The sequence below is a fragment of the Serratia proteamaculans genome, assembly GCF_004684015.1.
Taxonomy (GTDB): Bacteria; Pseudomonadota; Gammaproteobacteria; order Enterobacterales; family Enterobacteriaceae; genus Serratia; species Serratia proteamaculans_F.
The window spans coordinates 295231-317911 of record NZ_SRIA01000010.1 but is presented as its reverse complement, the minus strand read 5'-3'; the positions used below and the strand labels follow the sequence as shown (position 1 = coordinate 317911).

The window sequence follows — 22681 nt, the reverse complement described above, 5'->3', positions numbered from 1 at the left end:
TTATTCCCCACTAAGGACTTTCAATATTTCTGTCGTTTTCTCATTCATCAATTCGACATTCCCATTTGACTCTACGTTCAAACGTACTACCGGTTCGGTATTTGATATCCGTAGGTTAAACCTCCACTCGGAATATTCAATACTGATTCCATCAGTCAAATCAATCCGTAGGGCATCTGGCTCATAGAGAGATCTAATACTTTTGATCTTCTGAGGTGCATCAACCAGTTTACAGTTAATTTCACCCGAGGCTGGATAAGCCTGTATCCGAGCCTCAACCAGTTGGCTCAATGTTTTGCCTTTAGTGGAAAGCAAGCTAGCCACCAGTAACCATGGAATCATGCCGCTGTCACAATAGGCGAAATCACGAAAATAATGATGCGCACTCATTTCGCCACCATAAATGGCATCTTCTTTGCGCATACGCTCTTTAATGAATGCATGACCGGTTTTTGACATTACCGGAATACCACCAGCCCGATTGACAATATCGATGGTATTCCAAGAGAGCCGTGGGTCGTGGATAATTTTGGATCCTGGATTGATTTGCAAGAAAGCTTCAGCCAGCAGACCTACGATGTAATATCCTTCGATAAAATTGGCTTTCTCATCAAACAGGAAGCAACGATCAAAGTCTCCGTCGAAAGCGATCCCCATATCAGCATGATGCTCGAGTACGGCTTTTGCGGTATCGGCACGGCATTCAGGTAATAATGGATTGGGGATACCATTCGGGAAATTACCATCCGGATGATGGTGTACTTTTACAAAGGATACTGAAATATTATCCCGTTTAAAGCGGCGCTCAATTTCATCAATGACGTGCCCTGCCGCACCATTACCAGAGTTAATAACCAGCTTCATCGGTTTTAATGTTGCAGTGTCAATGTAACCCAGCAGGTGATCAACATACTCGTCCAGGACTGATATTTCCTGGTAGCTGCCGCGTTCTTTTTCTACAACAGGAGGGAACGAATTGTCTTCGGCCAGTTGTTTAATTGCCAACAAACCGGTATCCCCGCTCACCGGTTGTGCATTCGCACGGACCAGTTTCATGCCGTTATAATTCATTGGATTATGACTGGCGGTTACTTCTATGCCGCCGTCCATACCAAGATGAAAAGTTGCGAAATACACTTCTTCCGTTCCACTCATGCCAATGTCATAGACATCTGCACCAGCATCCTGCAGTCCATTAGCCAGTGCCAATTTGAGGGCTTTGCTGGTCAGGCGCACGTCACCGCCGACAATAACACGCTGCGGTTTAAGATATTCTCCATAAGCCCGGCCAATGCGGTAGGCAATATCTTCGTTCAACTCTTCACCGAGTTGGCCACGAATATCATATGCTTTAAAACAAGTTAAGCTACTCATTAAAACCTCAATAATTTAGCAACGACCGTAATGATCTTTAATACGAATAATGTCATCATCACCTAAATATGAACCTGCCTGTACCTCAATCAGTTCCAACGGAATATTCCCTGGGTTCTCTAAACGGTGGACTACGCCAATAGGAATAAATGTTGACTGATTTTCTGTCAGCAGGAAGGTTTTATCTCCGGTTGTCACTCTTGCAGTGCCAGCAAGCACCACCCAATGTTCTGTACGATGATGGTGCATTTGCAAAGAAAATGCTTCGCCTGGGTTTACGGTAATGCGGTTCACATTAAAGCGTTTTTCATCCACCAGTATGTCGCAAATACCCCATGGGCGGTAAACCTCACGGTGTCTTCTGTATTCGGTGCGCTTATGTTTTTTCAGATGCTCAACAACTTTTTTGACATCCTGAACTTTCGATTTATCAACCACCAATACGGCGTCTTTGGTGTTAACAATCACCAAATTGTCGACACCGACAGCTGCAACCAGTTTTTCATCAGTGTTGATATAACAATCATGGCTGTCATGCAGAAAAGTATCGCCCGTTAACGCATTGCCTGCCTCATCCTTTTGGCTGACTTCCCATAATGCAGACCATGAACCAACGTCACTCCAGCCGGCATCCAGCGGAATCATTACGGCGTCGAGGGTCTTTTCCATCACCGCATAATCAACGGACTCATCTGGGCAACTGGAAAATGCATCACGATTAACGTTGATAAAGTTCTTGTCGCACTCGGTATCATTCAGGGAGAGACGGCAGGCATCCAGAATATCAGGGCAAAACCTCTCCAACTCCTCCAGGTAACGCTTGGCGCGGAACATGAACATACCGCTATTCCAGAAGTATTCCCCTGAGTCCACATAATGCTGCGCTGTCGCAAGATCAGGCTTTTCAACAAAACGTTTCACACTGGATGCCGGTGAATTCTCACCAGAACGCTCACCACGTTGGATGTAGCCATAGCCCGTTTCCGGCCCGGTTGGCACAATACCAAAGGTAACAAGACTTTGATCCGCAGCATAAGGCATTGCCGCCTCTATCGCGCAGTGGAAGGTTGCGACATCTTTTATGATATGGTCTGCTGCCAACACCAGCATGATGGGGTCATGCCCCTGAGCGACGGCATTCAAAGCAGCCAGAGCGATAGCCGGTGCCGTATTGCGACCAATCGGCTCCAAAATGATGTTATGAGACAACATGTCTATTTGACGCAGTTGCTCAGCTACCATAAAGCGGTGATCTTCGTTACAGATTACGACAGGTTCACTCACCTCTATCCCATCAAGACGTTTTAACGTTTCCTGCAGCATCGAGTGCAGGCTATGCAGACGCAAAAACTGTTTAGGGTGAAGTTCGCGGGACATCGGCCATAAACGGCTACCTGTGCCACCTGCCATAATTACCGGTAGTAACATTTTTTATCCTTATAACGCTAGCTTTATAGCACCATAAATTCAATGAATTAAGTAAGTACATTGCGTTAAGCTACTGCACTTACTACACCTTACTTATCACTGTATGAGCCAAGGGGGCATTACTCGTCACAAATGCTACACTTCAACACCTGTAAATGAGAACAGTTCATCCCGTCAATCAGGAGTAGTGAGTTCTTCGGTGCTTGCAAAAACCACGCTACCGCCCTTGGCTCAACAGCTACCAATAGACTGATCTTTAGGTAAGTTTTATATGCTCTATCACTTACTGTCAGTGGAACATCCACCAACTTGGCACAATATGTCATACCGTTGTCATCCTGATAGGTAATATTAGACAACAGCACGATATTTTTGCTGCGTATGCTACCATCTTACCTATCAAAACACCTGTAGATTATCCTTTCTTTCAGCCTTATCTTAAAATAGACGCTCATTAAACCGACAGAATAAAATTCATGTCAAGAAGTAGCATACCTATCAAATGGTTAGCTTTCTTATAATTGGGGTGGGTGCACAAATCAGGATATATCTTAGATCGATGATCACGGTCTGCAGCATGCAGGCCGTGATCATGAAACATGGAGGGTAGATTAAATGAGGAAAGAGCTAGCTACGATATCCTTGTGGATTATTCTTCTGCCAATTCCAGGTATCGCGCATCATGTCATCGATGCCGCGTCTCACTTTCCATCCCAGTTCCCGATAAGCCAGATCGGCATCAGCCCAGAAAGCTGGCAGATCTCCATCACGGCGCGGCAAAATCTGATACGGTATTTTTACGCCTGATGCTTTTTCAAAAGCCTGCACCATTGCCAAGACTGAGTGCCCTACCCCAGCCCCCAGATTATACGCTTTGAAGCCGCTAATCTTACCCAGATGGCCCATCGCCATCAGGTGACCTTCAGCCAAATCCATCACATGGATGTAATCACGTTCGCCAGTACCGTCCTTCGTCGGATAATCGCCGCCGAAAATGCCCAACTTATCCAGTTTACCAATCGCCACTTGGGAGATATAAGGCAACAAGTTGTTCGGGATACCATTTGGATCTTCACCTATCAATCCGGACTCATGTGCGCCGACCGGGTTGAAATAGCGTAAAGCGATAATCGAGAACTGAGGTTCAGCCTTGGCAAAATCCTGCAGAACCTGCTCCACCATCAACTTTGAAGTCCCATAGGGGCTGGTCGTTCCACCAATAGGCGTGGTTTCGACATAAGGGACCGGGGAATCGGCACCATAAACAGTAGCGGAAGAACTAAAGATAAATTGGTGAATACCGGCACGGCGCATTTCATCCAGTAACACTAGCGTACCGGCAACATTGTTTTGATAGTACTCAAGTGGTTTGCGAGTCGACTCCCCCACAGCTTTCAGGCCGGCAAAATGGATAACCGAATCTATCGCATGAACGTCGAAAATGCGCTTCAAACATTCGCCGTCCTGAATATCCCCCTGGTAAAACACAGCCGCTTTGCCCGTTAACTTTTCTACACGATGCAATGACTCTTCAGAAGAGTTCGACAGATTATCCAATACCACTACATCCTCACCACGTTCCAGCAAAGCCAGAACGGTATGAGAACCGATATAGCCAGTACCACCAGTGACTAAAATCGTCATAACGCCTCCTTATTCATACCTTTGACACGAAAATTATCGAACACTTAGGGAAGTGCATGTCCATAAACAAGCAAAGCTGCCGAAGCAGCCTTGCATCTGATTCAATACCTTTCCTATCGTGAAAGTATCGACAGAATTTCGTCCGTTTTCTGTTTCATCAAAGCCACATCGGCTCGTGACTCGACATTGAGACGAACCACCGGCTCAGTATTAGAAGAACGCAGATTGAAGCGCCAGTCGGTAAATTCCATGCTGACACCATCGGTGTAATCCACTTCAGCAGCCTGCTGCAAATAATGTTGCTTGACACTCTCGATAGAGACCGCCGGTTGGGCCAGTTTGATATTAATCTCTCCGGAAGACGGGTACGCGGCAATGCGATCTTCCACCAGTTGCCCCAATGTCTGGCCTTTGACGCTGACCAATTCAGCCACCAACAGCCACGGGATCATACCGCTATCGCAATAGGCAAAATCACGGAAGTAGTGATGCGCACTCATCTCACCACCGTAAATCGCGTCTTCTGAACGCATACGCTCTTTAATGAAGGCATGTCCGGTTTTCGACATTACCGGAACACCGCCCGCAGCTGTCACAACGTCAATGGTGTTCCAGCTCAAACGCGGGTCATGAATGATTTTTGCACCAGATTGTTTTTGCAAGAAGGCTTCTGCCAGCAGGCCGACAATATAATATCCCTCAATAAAGTCGCCTTTTTCGTCAAACAGGAAGCAACGATCAAAGTCACCATCGAATGCAATTCCCATATCCGCGCCATGTTCACGCACCGCATTGGCGGTGTCCGCACGACATTCTGGCAATAACGGATTAGGAATACCGTTAGGGAATGTACCATCAGGCTGATGGTGGACCTTAATAAATTCCAGCGGAACCCCTTTGGCTTTGAATTGCGCTTCAATTGCATCAATTACATGCCCGGCGGCACCATTGCCTGAGTTGATAACCAGTTTGAGCGGTTTAAAGTTTTTTGCATCAACGTAAGATAAAATATGCGCTACATATTCGCCCAGTACATCCTGGCGAACATAGCTGCCACGCGTCACAACCGGCTCTGGGAACTGGTTATTTTCCGCAAGTACCTGAATAGCCCGTAATCCCGTGTCGCCACTGATAGGGCGTGAACCTTCACGAACCAACTTCATCCCGTTGTAGTCGATCGGGTTATGGCTGGCCGTCACTTCTACGCCGCCATCCGCTTTCAGGTGCGAAGTGGCGAAATAGATTTCTTCGGTTCCCGTCATGCCAATGTCGATCACGTCGGTACCAGCATCCTGCAAACCTTTTGCCAGCGACAATTTCAGGCTTTCACTGGTCAGGCGCACATCGCTACCCAAAACAACAGTCTTTGGCTTCAGAAACTCGCCATAGGCGCGGCCAATGCGGTAGGCAATATCATCATTCAGCTCTTCACCTAATTTACCGCGGACGTCATAAGCTTTAAAACACGCTAACTTTTCCATTACCAAACCCTTTAATTAAACTCTGCCATACCGATCGTGTAAACGTTCAATGTCATCTTCTTCCAGGTATAAACCCGATCTAACCTCAATGATTTCAAGATTGATCTTCCCTGGGTTTTCCAGCGTATGGACACTGCCTGCGGGTATGAAAGTGGATTGGTTTTCTGATAAAAAGAATTCTTTATCACCCACATTCACTTTGGCAGTGCCAGTGACGACAACCCAGTGTTCTGCACGATGAAGATGGCGCTGCACTGACAAACCTTCCCCCGGACGGACAATAATTTTTTTTACCTGGAAATGCTCGCCCCGGTCGATATCACAGATCTTACCCCATGGGCGATAGGCAGAGGAATGTTGACGGAAGTGATGAAGATTACGTTTCTTTAGCTCATCAACCACTTTCTTAACGTCCTGAACTCTATCCTTGGTCGAAATCAGCAATGCATCATTGGTGCTGATCACTATCAGGTCGTCCAAACCGATGGTAGCCACTAACGCCGCTTCTGATGAGATATAATTATTGTTTGAATCAATTGAAATAATCTCGCCGACGTTCACATTCCCCTGAGCATCTTTTTCAGAAACTTCCCACAAGGATGACCACGAGCCAACATCGCTCCAACCTGCATCAATGGGGATCACTACCGCATCACTCGTTTTTTCCATCACCGCATAGTCAATAGAATCACTGGGGCAGTGTTGGAATATTTCTTGCTCAACGCGGATGAAATTCATATCACGCTGGCTTTCAGCCACGGACTGCTGAGTCGTAATGAAGATCTCTGGGCTAAACTGTTGCAGCTCTTGCAGGAACTTGGCAGTTTTAAACATAAACATGCCACTATTCCAGCTAAACTCACCACTTGCCAGATATTCTATGGCTTTGTCCAGACAGGGTTTTTCCACAAAGGAATCGACTTTGAAGCATTCATCAGAAAGCGCACAACCCCGCTTGATATAGCCGTAGCCCGTTTCTGGTTGCTCAGGAATAATACCGAAAGTCACCAACTGGTCTTCAGATGCATGCTGAATGCCTGTCTTTATCGCAGAATGGAAATTCTCCACCTTTTTAATCAGATGATCGGCAGCCAACACCAAGAGGATGCAATCTTCGTCTTCTTCTGCTGATAAATGTGCGGCTAATGCCACCGCAGGTGCGGTATTACGTCCTACGGGTTCTAAAATGATATTGGTCGCCAGTTGATTAATTTCTCGCAATTGCTCGGCGACTAAAAAACGGTGGTTTTCATTGCAAATAACCAAAGGTGCAGCGACTTCCACGCCTTCAAGCCCTGACAAGCGTTGCAGTGTCTGCTGCAACAAGCTAACCCCGCTATCATCAATAGATAAAAATTGTTTAGGAAATGATTCGCGTGACAGTGGCCATAATCGGCTGCCAGTGCCACCAGCCATAACCACAGGAATTAATTTTGTCATTCTAAACCCTTTACTCAGTCGCCATTTTACAAGCGCAAAACTGTGCCATGACGCCCCTGCCCATAAAATCAGAAAAAACAACCAACCCGAAAACGGCTAGCTGTATCAATAAAATTTTCATACTCCACCTGCAAAACCCTACCCTGTAACTCCGTTAGTATTTCATCGTCTGTCATGTAAAAAAGGCAAGGATCGGATGTTCTTTTGGCTGCTAACATAACGTATTGAGACAAAAAAGAGCAGCACGTGGCTGCTCTTTCAGATAAATACTCAGGATGAGTATTTAGGCTACTTTCCGCTATCTGTGCCGCGGCTCATGGAAAAATACTGCGCCACACGTTTTACATCCCTTTCATCAAGGGTTCCCGAGTCACTCAGCAAGGTGATCCAGGATTTTATGTAGGTGTATTTGGCCGAAGCCAGGTCGCGCTGGGCGCTGTACAACTGCTGCTCGGCATTAAGCACATCGACGTTGACACGCTGTCCCGCCAGCACACTCTGCCGGGTTGCTGTAACCTGCGTGGTCGCGGACTTCACCGCCAGCTCGTAGGCCGCCAGCTTGGCACGGCTGCTGATACAAAGATTATACTGCTTGCGCAGATCGTTGAGCGTGGTACCCACCTGAGCATCCATTTCGTACATCGCCTGCCCGTATCGTGATGCAGCCTGGCGAGTCGATGCCGAAACACCGCCGCCGGCATAGATCGGCATACTCACCTGCACGCCAATACTGTCTGTGCGATATTTTTGGTTAACCGTGTTATCACTGCTCGAGTCATTCTCCGAGTGTGAAGCATAGAGCTGCACCTGCGGCATAAAGCCGGCACGGTTTCTCTCCACTTCATATTTCGCTGCATCCACACCATGGCGTGAAGCCGCTAACATCGGGTTATTCTCCAGGGCAATTTTTTGCCACTCTTCAAACTTTGATGGGATCAACGGTGCCACCTGGAACTTGCCAGGACGTAGCAGCTGTACGTCATCGAGTTGATTGAGTGGCATGCCAATAATAACTTCCAGCTCGCGCTGAGCCGCGTCCAACGCATCGCGCGCCTCAATCTCCTGAGCCTCTGCCAGACTGTAGCGCGCCTGAGTCTCGGAAACGTCGGTAATGGTGCCTTCACCTGCGCTCATTAAGCGGTCGTTCAACGACAACTGTTCCTTATAAGCCGCTTTTTGCGCTGAGGCTAAAGCGATTTGGTCTTTGGAGTAAGCCACTTCAACATAAGCGGAGATCACCCGTACCGCCAAATCAAGAAACTTGCTGCGGTAGCGCTCATCAGACATCAGCGTTTGCGCCACGCCAGCCTTGTAGCGAGCATAAGCCTCATAATCGAACAACGGTTGTGTCAGCGTAACCGAGCTGGAATAACTGCGGTACTGCTGCCGCTTGGTGGTTTCAGTGACGTTGCCAAAGAAATCACTTTGCGGATACTTTTGCGTTTGCCAGTTTCTCGGTGAGTTCTGGTAATTGAGCGATACCTTCGGCAGCAGCCCCGCTCTGCCGATGTTTTCGTTTTCGTCTCCCGCCTCTTTCTCTTTTATTGCCGCCCTAAAGGTCGGATCTTTCTCAAGTGCCAGCGAATATGCGTCTATAATCCCTATCGAATGAACCGGCGCAGCTATCGCAAACAAGAGGGTACTGATAGCAAGGCCAGCAACCTGTCGTTTAAATTGAATCAAAATTATTCCTCGGTTAATGAAGTATGAGCGCGATCCAAAATAGGTTTAAACAGATAACTCAACAGTGAGCGCGAGCCGGTCTTCACAAACACCTCAACAGGCATCCCCGGTTTGATGTCTTCGCCACTGAGCAATTTCATGCCCTCAGGCGAAACCGTGACCTGCATTTGGTAGTAGGGTTCGCCATTGGCCTTGTCGACCAGACGGTCGGCGGAAACCAACGTCACCGTCCCCGGTATTTTCGGGGTCTTGTTTTGGTTGAAGGCGGTAAACATCAGATCCACCGGCAACCCGTTGTACACTTTATCAATCAGCTCTACTTTAAGGCGTGAATCCACCACCAACGTAGCCTGACTGGGTACAACGTCCATCAGGTGGTCACCCGCTCCCACGACGCCCCCCTGAGTAAAGATATTCAACCCAACGACAGTGCCATCCACCGGCGAGGTGATAGCGGTGTTGCCGAGGTCAAAATTCGCCATTTCCAGCTTGTTTCTGAACTCGCTGGCATCCATCTGAGTTTGCGCCAACTGAGTTCTGACTTCGCGTTGATAGTCGGCAAAGCGTTGGTCGATCCGCTGCTGAGACTCCTGCAACTGTTTTTGCACCTGGCCAATTCGCCCAACGGTTTCATCGATACTGCTGTTCACTTCCGCAAACTGACGCTGTACCTCCAGATAACGATTACGCGGTAAATAACCGTCCGCCGCCAGTTGCTTCATGCTGTTCATCTGTTCGCGCAGGCTGGAAAGCTGGATTTGCTTGTTAACCCTTGAGTCCTGTAGGCCCTTCAGTTGGAAACGCATACCATCCATTGACTGTTTATACCCGTCAACTTCGCTTTGTAATCCCAGGCGACGGGAAGAGAATAACTGTGTTTGCAGTGCAATGATTTCAGCTACTCGGGGCTGAGCCAGGAGGGTTTCAAAAACAGGAGAGAAAGTGACTTTGCTTAATCCATCACGTTCAGCCAGCAAACGGCCTTCGCTGGCCAGCGTGGTGTAATATTGGTCGCGAAGCGAGTCAACCTGTGCCTGGGCCTGCACCTGGCTCAACTGTACCAACACCTCGCCCGCTTTAACCTTGTCGCCTTCTTTTACCGTAATACTTTTGATGATGCCACTGGCCGGAGCCTGTACGGTTTTACGGTTGCCGGAAACGGTCACCGAACCGGGGGCTGCGACCCCTTTATCCAAAGGCGCAAATGCGGCCCACGCAAAGAAACCAAACAGGCCAATACCAACCACTAACCACCCCATGCGGGTAAAACGCCGCTCATCTTGTGGGATCTGTTCTGAATACGAGTCTTGCGGCTCGCCAATGTGCGTAGACATACCAACTCCTTTGACTGCAGGTGGTGGTTGCCCCACCGCCCGGCAAGTTCACAGCTTAATTAATTTGAGTTTTTGGGATATTGCCTTCATCCGGCTCGGAGTTGACTGCACGCACCGCCTGCTGTGGGGTTTGCGCCTTCTGCGCATTGGCCAGCGCTTGCAGTACCTGCTGAGTCGGACCAAATGCATTGACGGTACCGTTCACTAACAGCAGCAGCTTGGTGGTCATCGACAACAGGTTGGTTCGATGAGTAATCAGGATCACCGTTTTATTGCGTTGCTTAAGGAACAGAATCGCCTGATTCAGCGCTTTTTCACCGGCATCATCCAGATTGGAGTTGGGTTCGTCTAATACGATCAGAGATGGGTCACCATACAGCGCGCGTGCCAGACCAATACGCTGCTTCTGTCCGCCGGACAAACCGGCCCCACCGTTGCCAATGACTGAATCATAGCCATTAGGAAAACGCAGGATCAGCTCATGTACCCCGGCTAACTTGGCGGCTTCAATCACTTTCTCTGAATCGATGTCGTTAAAACGAGCGATGTTCTCGGCAATGCTGCCGGCGAACAGTTCGATATCCTGCGGCAGATAACCGATGTAGGGCCCCAGTTCGTCTTTGTTCCATTGGTAAATGTCGGCGTTATCAAGCCGCACAATACCTTCGCTGACCGGCCAGATACCGACTAACAAACGCGCCAACGTGGATTTGCCGGAAGCGCTTGGCCCGATAATCCCCAAAACATCACCCGGCTGGATCGCGAAGCTGACATTATGCAATACCGCATCGCCTTTGGAGCCTGGAGGCGTGGCAGTGACACCTTCAACAGAGATGACCCCTTCCGGACGCGGCAGAGACATCCCCATACCGCGTGGCGGATGTTTATCCAGTAATTTTACCAAGCGTTGGTAGGATAGCTTGGCGGAGCTCCAGCTTTTCCAAACGTTAATCACCTGTTCGATAGGCGCCAGCGTACGTCCCATCAAAATAGAACCGGCAATCATCATACCGGGGGTGATATGACCATCAATCGCCAACCAACCCCCCAGTCCCAATACCAATGATTGCAGTGAAAGGCGAACAAACTTGGTTATGGAGGTAACGGTAGTGGCACGCTCGCTGGCGACACGTTGGCTATTCAGAAATCTCTGATGCAAACCGAACCAGCGGCGCTTTAGATTAGGTAGCATGCCCAATGCTTCGATCACTTCAGCATTACGCAAATTTGTACTCGCCAAACTGCTGGACATGATCGATAGCTTGCTGGCTTCTCCCAAAGGTTTCTTGGAAACCATTTCGTTGACCACGGCTAACGCAACCAGCAACAGCGAGCCAACCAGGGCGAACAATCCCAACCACGGGTTAAACAGGAAAATCACCAGCAGGTAAATCGGGAACCAGGGCGCATCGAAGAACGCAAACAATGCGCTGCCGGTCAGGAACTGCCGTACGGTGGTCAAATCACCCAGCATCTGTCCGGCGTCGGAAGAACCATTTTTCAGATTGGATTCATAGGCCGCAGTATAAACACGGGTGTTCAATCGCATATCCAACTGACTGCCGATACGGATAACAACCATGCTACGGACATACTCAAGTAGCGCCATCATGCCGAACATTCCCAGCATAATCAGCGTTAACATCAGCAAAGTGATTTCATTACGTGAAGGAAGTACCCTGTCGTAGACCTGCAACATATAGACAGAGGGAACTAACATTAATAAATTTATAAATGCGGTGAATATGCCAACGGTCCAGAAGATTTTACTGCGTGTCCGTATAACATCCGCAATTTCATTACGCGGTATAAATTGATTCACTTTCTGCCCTTACATCATGTGCACTGTCAGTCCAATCCGCATTGATTTCTTCTAAGGAAAATCTTAAAAAAATTAAAAATAAAGAAAATCCTAAAGAAGCCCCCTCAAACATGCTCGAGACTGCAGATACTTTTTTTTAACTATAGGTAGAGAAAGTGCAATTCAGCAAGGTGGAAGTCAAAAAAAACTCTGAGGCACATCCCAAGCAAAATCAGGGAAAACAAAAGGATGAGTGGCATGGAAAAGACAAGGTAATTATTGAGAGAAAGAATAAGTTAAGACGATGACTCCGATCACAAAATAAAAAACGGGGAGGTTAACCTCCCCGTATTATTTAACAGCTAACAGTTTCCATGGAAACTATTTCTCTACCGAGTTTATACTCACGCGTAATGCAGAGTATCCAACAGTTGCTGATGGTTTTGCCCAGTCAGGTAAACCACGCTGTCGCTGGTATCCAGTGTGTGGTTATTGTTGTTATCAATAATCACATAAGAACTGGCGTTATCACCTGTTCCACCGAACACCACAGACGCCACACCCACTTTCGCGGTCAATGCGTTGCTGCTGCCCAGACCGAGGATACCGCCCAACAGACCGATAACGCCGTTGGTCAGACCGCCAACCAGAGTCCCCAACAGAGCATCCAGAGTATCGGAAGCACGGGTGCCGTAATCCGCCACCGCAGTACCGCTGGTGTTGCCAGAAATGGTTAAAGCAGAAGCAGCGTCAACAATCTTGTCTTTGGTACTGTCAAAGTCGGTAATGGTGACACCGGCTTGAGTAGTACTGGACTTCAGATCATAGGTGTTCACACCGTTGCCACCGGCCAAGGTGGTGTTACCCAATACGTTGAAGCTGTCAGCAGCCCCGGTACCTTCGACCGTCAGTTGATAACCGTTCAGACCCAGAGCAGTCAATACCGGCGCCAACAACGTTGTGGTTGCTACACTCAGTGGCAGAATATTCAGCAACTGAACGATGATACCGTCACCGGTACCAGCATGGCTGGAGTCAAGATTGAGGCCGGCAGTATTAGCCGTTGCGTTAATATCTCGCACGTTGCTAAAACCACTGCCAACAGTCAGATCCAGGACATGATCACCCGTGATGGCAATGTTCTGTACCTGTGCGTTAGTCCCGGTCAATGACAAAATATTATCAAAGTTACCGGTACCGCCGGACGCAATGTTCAGATTAGTCAGAGCCGTGCCCAATAGTGCGCTGCTGCTGCTGTTCAGTGCCAGGGAACCGGCGTTTACATTTGTCGAGCTTACCGCGTCAAAAGTGACGTTAAAGTGGTTAGTGGCATTCTGCAGGAAAGTAATTTCCACGCTGCTTGCCGCCGTCGCATTACCTGTCACTTCCAACTGAGCGGAGTTACCGCCTGCCGCATTAATCACTTTCACCGCTTCAGCCAAGCCAGACAACACAAAGCCTTGTGAGCCAATGGTAGAAGTTGCAGCCTGAACGACGTTGTTGGTCAAACCGGTAGTACTGGATTCAGAAACGGCATTGCCGGTTAACAAGCCAAAGTCAAAGGTGTGGTTTGCCGCTGTGGAGCCAGTGTTAACCGTTGCTTTGCCGATGTAGCCAGCCAGGTCAATTTTCTCAAAATTGGTGAACTGCGAAGCATTGCTGGTAATCGTCGCAGTACGGACAATCGCGTTACCTGACATCACCACGTTTTTAGTAATGAAGTTGGCGGAGATGGTATCAACCCCATTACCACCGTTCCCTTGAATGTTCGCACTAACCGTGTTGGCGCCACCAACGGCGGCGTTGCCCAGCCATTTCAGGCTGTCATTGCCTTCACCGAGGTTAAACTTGGCCGTTGAGGCTGCAAGACCGACGTTCGCAGTTGAAGTAACCAAAACATCATCCGCACCCGAGCTAGCGTTCAGGATAACGTTACCGTTATTCACGGTAATATCAACACCCGGGTTAACACCGTTGTCAGACAGGTTGACCGTTGCCGCGCTGGTGCCGTTAATGGTCAGATTCGCCAGATGATCAGCGAACTTCAGGTTAACGACGCTGGCTGCGTTGGCGGCAAGCTGAACATCAGTCAATACCGCTGTTTCGGCATTGCTGATCTGGTGCGATGCACCGGTGTTCACAGTACCGGTAGCATTGCCGCCAGCTGCGGTGGTAGTCAGTGAAGCTGCAGTTTTGTACAGCAGGCTGGTACCGATATCAAATTCAAAACCGTGCTGCTGGGTTACAGTGGCAGCATCGGTTGCCGTCGACGTACGCAGATCGTTGATAATCGCTTGAGTGATAGCGGACTTATCAGAGCCAAGAGCAGCATAAATCGCTAACTGGCCTGCATTAGCCGCAGAGCCATGTACTGCCGTATAGACATGCTGGATAAAATCATCGCCAGTCAGTTGAGCGCCTTTCCGCTGGAATTCCTCAGATGTCAGCAGCGTTGCTATGAACCCTTTATAGGTTGTTGTGCTGAGAGCTAAATATTTACTCCAGTTATCTAATGCACCTGCATCAATCCCGCGATCAGGTACAGCCAAATACAAAGCAGCAGCCTGCTCCTGGAAGCTCAAACCCGGCAATTGCCCTGGGGCATAAGTCACAACAGCATCATTGAAATGCTGTTGTGCTATAGTATCAGCGACAGCAACGGTACCCTTCAGGGAATTAATGATTTCAACCAAAACCTGGCCGCGAGTGGAGCCTGAACCAAGTTCATTCACATAGGAAGCGAGCTCACTAGATGTCGGTGCACGCTCAAACCCAAATTTGAATAGACGAGTAACAAAATCAATATTATTAAGACTTGAAAGATAAGATCTTTCATTCACAAATTGTTGAGCCACCTGCGCCAAAGATTTTGTCCCTGCGTTTAAAATAGTCCCCCAGGCATTGATACCGGCAGCTGACTGTATTGAACCAATAACGTGGTAAATAGCCTGCACATCGGAAGCTCCTTGCCCAGACGCGGCTACACTGGCAGAAGGATAGAGAATTTTGTTAATTTGATTATCAAAAGCAGTTTGTGCACTAAGTAGAGGTGTATCAAAACCATGATAACCATTGAGATTATCAATAGCTTTATCAATAGCTGCTGACAATGAGCCATTAGCAGACAATAGGTCTTGTAGTACAGAAGTCACTGCAGCCGTACCATATACTTTGGTATAGATCGTTTGTAATATATCCAGATCAGATTGACCACTAAACAAGGCTTGACCATCTGAAGATGAGATCAAGTTTGCAACGTATGTACCACTACTCAAGGTCCCAGATTCAAGCTGAGCCCCTACGCTGTCATACTGTGCACTGCTAGCGCTTTTTCCTAAGACAGCATACAAAATAGCAGCCGCCTCTTTTTGAAATGCCAGAGAAGCCATAAAAACCCCCTTCGAGGTGCATTAAAAAGTAATAAATTTCCACTTTGACAATACCTTAACCGGAAAAGCAATAGTGGAGTAATTATTAAAAAAATCCTAAAAAACAAACATATCAAAAGTAAGTTTACGGATTCGGAATACTCCCAAAATATGAATGTTTCTATTTAAAGAAAGGACAGGAACGGGTAGCTGTCAAGAAAAGCAAAAAAAATAAAAAAAGGATGTTCATCAAGCATCAAGGTGACAAATAAAATCACATTAAAAACATAGCGATAACAAAAATCAGGGACAAAATCCGCTAACAAATTAATTAGCATAGCAACAATACCGAGCGGTACTTTATATTTTCCTAACAAAAATCTGTATGGTTTTAGCCAAATCATATTTTTTAATGATGAAACCCAAATAGACACTTGGAAAGTGTGGTTGTTAGTAAGAGCATTGAGACAATTGGAAATTTCGAGGCGTGTGTTGCAATCAATGAAGAGGAACAATAAAGAGAGGGGGTGATAGGTAGACCTAAAGTGGGTGCTGAAAGGAGCGGAGAGTGAATCATTCCAATGGTTGGAACGGATAAACTTGAGAATGAGTGAAACAGGGGGGAAATCAAAAAGGCGATGAATATCGCCTAAATTGAGAATAGTATAGGCTTTCCGATATTTACATTGATGTGATCAAAGCGTCAGACAGACTGAAGCTACCAGGGGACATTCCCTGTGCATTGACAACCAACATATAATGTGTTGCCCATTCAGGTGCTTGTAATCTCAAAGGCGATTGTACGACCCGCTGCCAGTTACTACCAAGGGAGCCAATTTCAATCTCACGTACCGGCCCATGTTGCAATTTACGTTTTAACTGTGCATCGCCCTTTTCACTGAAATGAGATACACTGACAAAGTAAGCAGCCACAAAGATTTTTCCATCCGATTTACCGTCGCCCTTAATTTTAAAACTGTAGGTATAGTTTTGTAACCTGCGCGCAGTAGCCATTGCAACCAAACTCAAAGGCTCACCACTTTGTGAAAGTTTAGTAAGCTCAAGACTTTTTTCTTTAACTTGCTGCTGTAGTTTGTATTTAGTTTCTGGCGCAGCAGAATTAGCTCCTGTTTTTCCTCGCTTTACACTCTGGTCAGATGAAATGGTCCAGTCTCCGCCCTGATCGGAAGAAAAATCACCATCAGCCAACTGGTTCTCAGCTTGGCTCAGCAACAGCGATACGGCAAAGTTTCCATTACCATTAAGCAATCGAGAATCTACCGCACTGAAAATTCCATCACCAATTTTAAAAGCATCACTCTGAGTCAAAAGATTTAGGAGCCGGCAGCTATAAAAATATACGCCTCCACCACCTTTGACAGATTCGACCACAGCATCTACCGGAAGTTTCCCTTTAATAAACCCCATAATAGTAACATCGCGAACAACAATACTCGCTGATTGATCTTTACCGCAAAAGTAAGGTATCGTTCTGATAGGACTGGATTTATTATTAAACTCATGGTGACCGCCATGAACTACAATGGAACCTGCATTTGCTTCTAAAATTCGGCCGACATAATCAATAGAAACACCGGCAAGATAGAATTCACCATTAGGATTGCTGTTACGGACACCAATTCCTGCGGAAGTTGCAATAACACCGCCAAAGTAAGCAATATTTTCACCGCAGTTAGGAAAGCCTGAGGGCATATCTATATGAATACCAGACCGAAAAATCTGCGCACCAAAGTGACATATATTATATGAGTTGGTCTGGTAAACGTCACCGCGTCCAAACTCCGTAAGTGTGACCGCGCCCATAACAACGTTACCAAGCAACCCTTCAGGACTATGAAACAACCGCCCGATCACTTTGCTTTTTCTGCCAGGCCCCTGAACCAGGGTGCCAATCATTCTCGCCCCCCCCAAATTAGGCAATTGCCCCAAATCAAGAGCGCCTGAATTATAGAATCGTATGAAATAGTTACCTTCTGCATCAGGAATACCTGAGGCATCGATCACTGTACCATCAGCATGACCAACTAATGTAACAAAAGCCAAATCGATATCCGTCTTTTCCGCTACCCATGGCTTAAAATCTTTAGCCAAATGTATTTCAGTACGCTTTTTGACCTTTGACTTAATAAACTCTTGCGCTTCTAGCAATTCATCACGAGATGAAACTATAATTGCATCAGATACAAGGGCTCCGGAGAATGAGCGTTTTTCATCAATAAAACGCGGTGCTGTAGGCGAGTCCCCACTGGACGCAGAATTTGCTTTAGAGCGATTATCTACAGCTAACACATTTGCCGTAAATGCAGCAGCCAACGAGTAACCAGCCCCTTTCAAAATAGCACGTCTATCCATATAACCTCCCGCAGATGAAAAATCATGAAGTAAAATTAAAGGTCCCAAGAGATATTTCTTTTTACTATTTTTGCAGGATTTCCAGCAATGAGGCATTTTTCTTCTAAAAACTCACCACTGACAACAGAATTGGCAGCGACTACACAACCTGAAGCAATATGACTTCCTTTTAAAACAGAAACATTACAACCAATCCAAACAAAATTTCCTATATGAATTTTTTTACCTCTGATTTTTTTATTTTCATAATTAAGAATATGGAAATCGTCATCAAGAAATTGACATCCCCAGGAAATGTTGCAACCTTCACCTATATCAATGCCATTATAGACGATAAAAGTATTCTCAGGACCTATATACCCGCCATTACAACTAAGTTCAGCCCCTTCATTTATATCGACGCGGCAACCGCGACCGAAAGAAAGAGAACCACGCGAGATTAATTTACCACGAACATTAAAATAACTAAGTGTCTTATTACTTACATGCCCAACATTACGCAGCCCAATTAACAAAACCCCTCTATCAAGGATGAAATTTTCACTCCCTCTAATATCCACCCTATTTGCCGAAAATAGATTACGCAGACCTTTCACTCTATAAATAATTGATTTTGCAATAACATAGAAAAAAGAACACTCTGATTTATTGCACAACACTCGAAGTTTTTTCAACTCGGATATCATTTTCACTAACCCCAGTAATTAAAGAGGATGCTGACGCCACATAAATCAAGAACATCCATAGGGATGGTGAGGATATGTCTGGAACAGAGAAAAACGCACCTAAAATAAAACCAAGGAATAGAGTCAAAAAGAAAAGAGCATTAGGTTCTTTCCTATTTTTGAATAAAGGTTTCGTCATGAAATAAACAACCGTTGAAAACAAAACAAACCCGACAACGCCTAGATTAGTCAATACAGTAAGTAACAATGAAGATGCCCTATTACTACCTAACCCTAACCCCAAGAAATAACTATCATACAGAGCTGACAACGAAAGATAGTTACTCCAACTACGTATCATTCCAGAGTCGGAAGACATTTTATTGTCATATAGTGAAAGAAGAGTGTCTCCGAATATAATAAATATTATCGATGAAATAATAAGCAAAACACATAGGGAAATTAGGACACGCTGAGCGTTTGTACCTCGTAAAATAAAAAAAAGTAGAAACGAGGTAACGGCCGTCAAGATAGCTGTCGATGATCGATTAAGCGTCAGCAAGAACAACATTCCAACACCCAGCAACAGAATACCAAATTTCCTTCTGGCAAAAAGTAAAGGAGCCAAAGAAGATGCAATAAAGGCTCCTGCTGAAGAAGGTTCAGAATAAGTACTCGCCAGACGACTTTCTGCCAGAGCAGTAATAGAATATCCACCATTAGAATATAAGAAATCTACAGGAAGAGTATCTTTACTTACTAGCCACCAGAGAGAGAAAAATCCAAAAACCAAAACACTCAAATAATAGGATAGATACAATTGATTGAAGTTAATTATTTTTGGTGCAAAACGATATGCAACTAATAGTGTTGTTACATTAATTATAAATAGGCACATTTGCGATATATTAGACATAGAAAAACGAAGGGGTTTTCCATTGGTTGCGTAGTTTATTTCAAAGCTGAATGCGGAGGATACTACACGAGTCCCTGAAAAAAGAGATGGAGCCGACATAGTAATAATAACAGAAAATATGACCAAGACTACAAAAAGGAATGTCACTTTACTTATATTTAAACTGAGACCATTAGCAAGTACATATGGACTCAATTTAATTAAAAAAAGAATTTGCGTGAAAAAAAAAGGAGTAATCCACAAACTACCAAATGAAAATACAGAGGCAGCCTGGAATACACAAGAGGTTAGCATCAGTACGTAGAGGTATTTTGGTGGAAAGAAAATAAAAAGCAGAGCTAGTGAACACCAGACGATACCAAAGAGAGTTAAAGTCATATAATTTTACTCATCACTGTCACGGACAAAGAATGCTAAAAAATAAACGAATCTAATAGTTTCAGTACAAAGGGAAAAAACCCTTTGTACTATATCAAAATCCAAAATTAATAAGCACCATCACGTTTAAGAACAACACCTATCGTTTTAAACAAAATGGCGATATCATTCCACAACGCCCAGTTTTTAACATACCAAGCATCAAAATATACTCGGGTATCATAGTCAATATCATTTCTTCCCGACACTTGCCAAAGACCTGTCATCCCTGGTTTTGCCATGAGGTAATAGTCAACATCACCCGCATAGCGCTCAAGTTCGTCCTCAATAACCGGCCGTGGTCCAACCAAACTCATTTCACCAATAAAAACATTCCATAATTGAGGAAGCTCGTCAAGACTGGTCTTACGAATAAACGCTCCGATTTTGGTAATACGAGGGTCGTTCTTTAGCTTAAAATCTTTGTTCCATTCCTCACGAGCAACGGGATCACGATCAAGAACCTCTTTTAATACTTCTTGTGAATTCAAAACCATCGATCTGAATTTTAAACATTTAAATTTCTTGCCCTCATGCCCTACGCGCTCATGACCATAAATGGGTTTCCCCCCATCACGCGAGACTTTAAATGCTAGAAGAACTAAAACCGGTGATAGCGCAATCATAATGAATAGTGAACCAAAAATGTCAAAGGTTCTCTTAATAATTCGTGAGGACCTTTTAGCTAAGTTATTGCTAACACGAAGGATCATTACCTCATGACTAAAAATAAAAGACATATCTGTTCCATAAAGCGGAACTCCTCGCAACGTTGGAATAACCGATATCGAACGGCAGTTATGCTTTGCAAGATTTTTTAACCACCAGTCTCTTAACGCATGCTGCTCAAATTCTAAAGCAACAATGAACTGGGTATTTTCTGTATCTACAAAATCCCACAGATCTTTCTCGGAATTAATCACAGGAATGCCAAAGTAACTATCTTCACAGGGTTTATCAGTGCACACAAATGCTGATACAGCGAAACCTAACACTTCTTCGCTTTGTAGGGCCGCATAGGCTTCAAAGGCATTTTTACCAGAACCTATAATTATAGTTTGCTTTTTCCATAGATTAAAATGATTCAAAATTCTTTTCGTGATAGAGCGCCCCAATGGAATAAGGAAAATAATTAACCCCCAAGAGAACATCCATACATAACGAGAAAAATTCCACTTTGAAAATGCAACCAGGGCAAGATCTAAAACAGCAAAAATAACAAGCGTTCGAATAACTTCTTTTAACTCGAACCAAAAAGGCTTTCTATAGGTATAGTGTCTTAATCTTGTCCAGAACCATACAACGCAAACAACAGACAATATCAACTGTGCAACAGCACGTGTGAAAAGTTGGTCCTCAGGAACAAAATCTGTCAAATCACCAAACAGTTTATATATAAAGAAATATGCCAAATATATTGACAAATTGAAAAATATTAAATCTGAAAGGGCAAGTGACAGTTTACTTATTATGCCTTGAAATAGGCCACTATTTCTTTTCATCGATTCTTCCATGCCACTTACAAATGGCAATAATATAAAAATCATATCATTGATTTTGTGCGATCTAGTAATAGAAAAACACTATTCGTATATCGCATAAAATCCGTTAATAAAGATAGATAGATACAAAAAAACATAACATGGACATTAGAATTTTTCGTGTAGTAATTCTTTATATATACCCAAAGTAGCATAAATCATTTTATCTGCAGTGAAATTATCCAAAAATGATTTTTGCGCCTCAATCCCCATTGAACACCATCTATCGCTTGGCGTATTGATCAAGCGTTCTACTATCTCTTGTGCGTTTTGCATCTCGAATAAAAATCCATTTATATTATCTTTCACAACTTCGGGTAGAGATGTGCAATTTGTTGCCATCACTGGTAACCCATAACTCATAGCCTCTAATGGTACCATTCCAAACCCTTCCCATCGGCTTGGCATTACCAAAACATCAGCATAGATAAAATAAGGAGCCATAGCATCTGAATCTAACCAGCCGGTAAAGGTAGTTTGTGGCATAATTCCAACGTTAAAATTCTCATCATGCACAGCCCCCCCCACTGCTGTAAGATGGAACGGTTTACCCTCAAGCAAACGCATAACTTCAGCAAGTATGTCAAATCCTTTCTGAAAATCAAATCGCCCCACAAAAAGTACATTGCAAACATCTGCACTATAGGGATTTACATGTGTCAATTTGGTTTCTTGTTTCGATACGCCATTATGCACAACTCGCAGTTTTTCGGGCGGCAAGCCTGCTTCTACGGCTTTTGTTTTTTCATATTCACTAACACAAATAATAGCGTCAGTATATTTTGCTAAAAACTTTTCAATAAGAGAATATATCTTTCGTTTTTTTTCCGATGATTGCATTAGAAATGAAAATGCATGAGGACAATAAACTACCTTTGGACACCAAAACGGTCTCAACAAAATAAGTGCTATCCGTCCAATGACCCCAGAAAAAGTACTGTGCAAATGCACAATATCTGGTTTTTCTTTAAAAACAGTTTTTACGAATACGAAAAAAAAGTTAATGAAAGAAGATAAACCACGTCCATTTCGCCGGTAAGGAACCAGATATTGAACATCAATATTTTTTAACTCTTCACATTGATCCTGAGGAACAATACAAAGGACATCGTTATTATTTACAGGTTCAAGCTGGTTTGCGACAAGTTGCCTCATTACCGAAGCAACGCCACCTTTAATTGTCTCTGCGGCATGGAGAATTTTCATTTGCGTACCT

General features: G+C 45.0%; 14 protein-coding genes. All 14 read right to left on the bottom strand.

Translation table 11 applies throughout. From position 1 onward, the window contains the following. On the bottom strand, positions 1–1374 hold the full coding sequence (gene cpsG, locus E5C26_RS08125; RefSeq protein WP_135315837.1) for a phosphomannomutase CpsG: 1374 nt from the start codon (positions 1372–1374) through the stop codon (positions 1–3). Positions 1375–1389: 15 nt separating this feature from the next. After that, positions 1390–2802, bottom strand: coding sequence for a mannose-1-phosphate guanylyltransferase/mannose-6-phosphate isomerase (locus tag E5C26_RS08120; RefSeq protein ID WP_135315836.1), 1413 nt, complete (start codon positions 2800–2802; stop codon positions 1390–1392). Positions 2803–3429: 627 nt separating this feature from the next. Continuing rightward, positions 3430–4446, bottom strand: a complete 1017-nt coding sequence (gene galE / locus E5C26_RS08115) for a UDP-glucose 4-epimerase GalE (RefSeq protein WP_135315835.1) — start codon at positions 4444–4446, stop codon at positions 3430–3432. Between the two features lie 113 nt (positions 4447–4559). Continuing rightward, positions 4560–5927, bottom strand: a complete 1368-nt coding sequence (gene cpsG, locus E5C26_RS08110) for a phosphomannomutase CpsG (RefSeq protein ID WP_135315834.1) — start codon at positions 5925–5927, stop codon at positions 4560–4562. 15 nt (positions 5928–5942) lie between these two features. Further along, positions 5943–7367 carry a mannose-1-phosphate guanylyltransferase/mannose-6-phosphate isomerase gene (locus tag E5C26_RS08105; protein WP_135315833.1) on the bottom strand — a complete coding sequence of 475 codons (1425 nt, stop codon included), beginning with the start codon at positions 7365–7367 and terminating at the stop codon, positions 5943–5945. Positions 7368–7655: 288 nt separating this feature from the next. After that, on the bottom strand, positions 7656–9050 hold the full coding sequence (locus E5C26_RS08100; protein WP_135315832.1) for a TolC family outer membrane protein: 1395 nt from the start codon (positions 9048–9050) through the stop codon (positions 7656–7658). Positions 9051–9052: 2 nt separating this feature from the next. Further along, positions 9053–10384 carry an HlyD family type I secretion periplasmic adaptor subunit gene (locus E5C26_RS08095; protein WP_135315831.1) on the bottom strand — a complete coding sequence of 444 codons (1332 nt, stop codon included), beginning with the start codon at positions 10382–10384 and terminating at the stop codon, positions 9053–9055. A 55-nt stretch (positions 10385–10439) separates the two neighbouring features. Then, positions 10440–12206 carry a type I secretion system permease/ATPase gene (locus tag E5C26_RS08090; protein WP_135315830.1) on the bottom strand — a complete coding sequence of 589 codons (1767 nt, stop codon included), beginning with the start codon at positions 12204–12206 and terminating at the stop codon, positions 10440–10442. Positions 12207–12589: 383 nt separating this feature from the next. Further along, positions 12590–15574, bottom strand: coding sequence for a beta strand repeat-containing protein (locus E5C26_RS08085; RefSeq protein WP_135315829.1), 2985 nt, complete (start codon positions 15572–15574; stop codon positions 12590–12592). 660 nt (positions 15575–16234) lie between these two features. Next, positions 16235–17926, bottom strand: a complete 1692-nt coding sequence (locus tag E5C26_RS08080) for a hypothetical protein (RefSeq protein ID WP_135315828.1) — start codon at positions 17924–17926, stop codon at positions 16235–16237. 35 nt (positions 17927–17961) lie between these two features. Beyond that, positions 17962–18600 (bottom strand): acyltransferase, encoded by a 639-nt coding sequence (locus E5C26_RS08075; RefSeq protein WP_240775927.1) that lies wholly within the window; start codon positions 18598–18600, stop codon positions 17962–17964. Continuing rightward, on the bottom strand, positions 18572–19885 hold the full coding sequence (locus E5C26_RS08070) for a hypothetical protein (RefSeq protein WP_135315826.1): 1314 nt from the start codon (positions 19883–19885) through the stop codon (positions 18572–18574). The genes E5C26_RS08075 and E5C26_RS08070 overlap by 29 nt, the downstream gene beginning before the upstream one ends. Positions 19886–19992: 107 nt before the next feature. Further along, positions 19993–21426, bottom strand: coding sequence for an undecaprenyl-phosphate galactose phosphotransferase WbaP (wbaP, locus tag E5C26_RS08065; RefSeq protein ID WP_135315825.1), 1434 nt, complete (start codon positions 21424–21426; stop codon positions 19993–19995). 147 nt (positions 21427–21573) lie between these two features. Further along, entirely contained in the window at positions 21574–22671 is a 1098-nt protein-coding gene (locus E5C26_RS08060; RefSeq protein WP_135315824.1) for a glycosyltransferase, read from the bottom strand. Between the last annotated feature and the right edge of the window lie 10 nt (positions 22672–22681).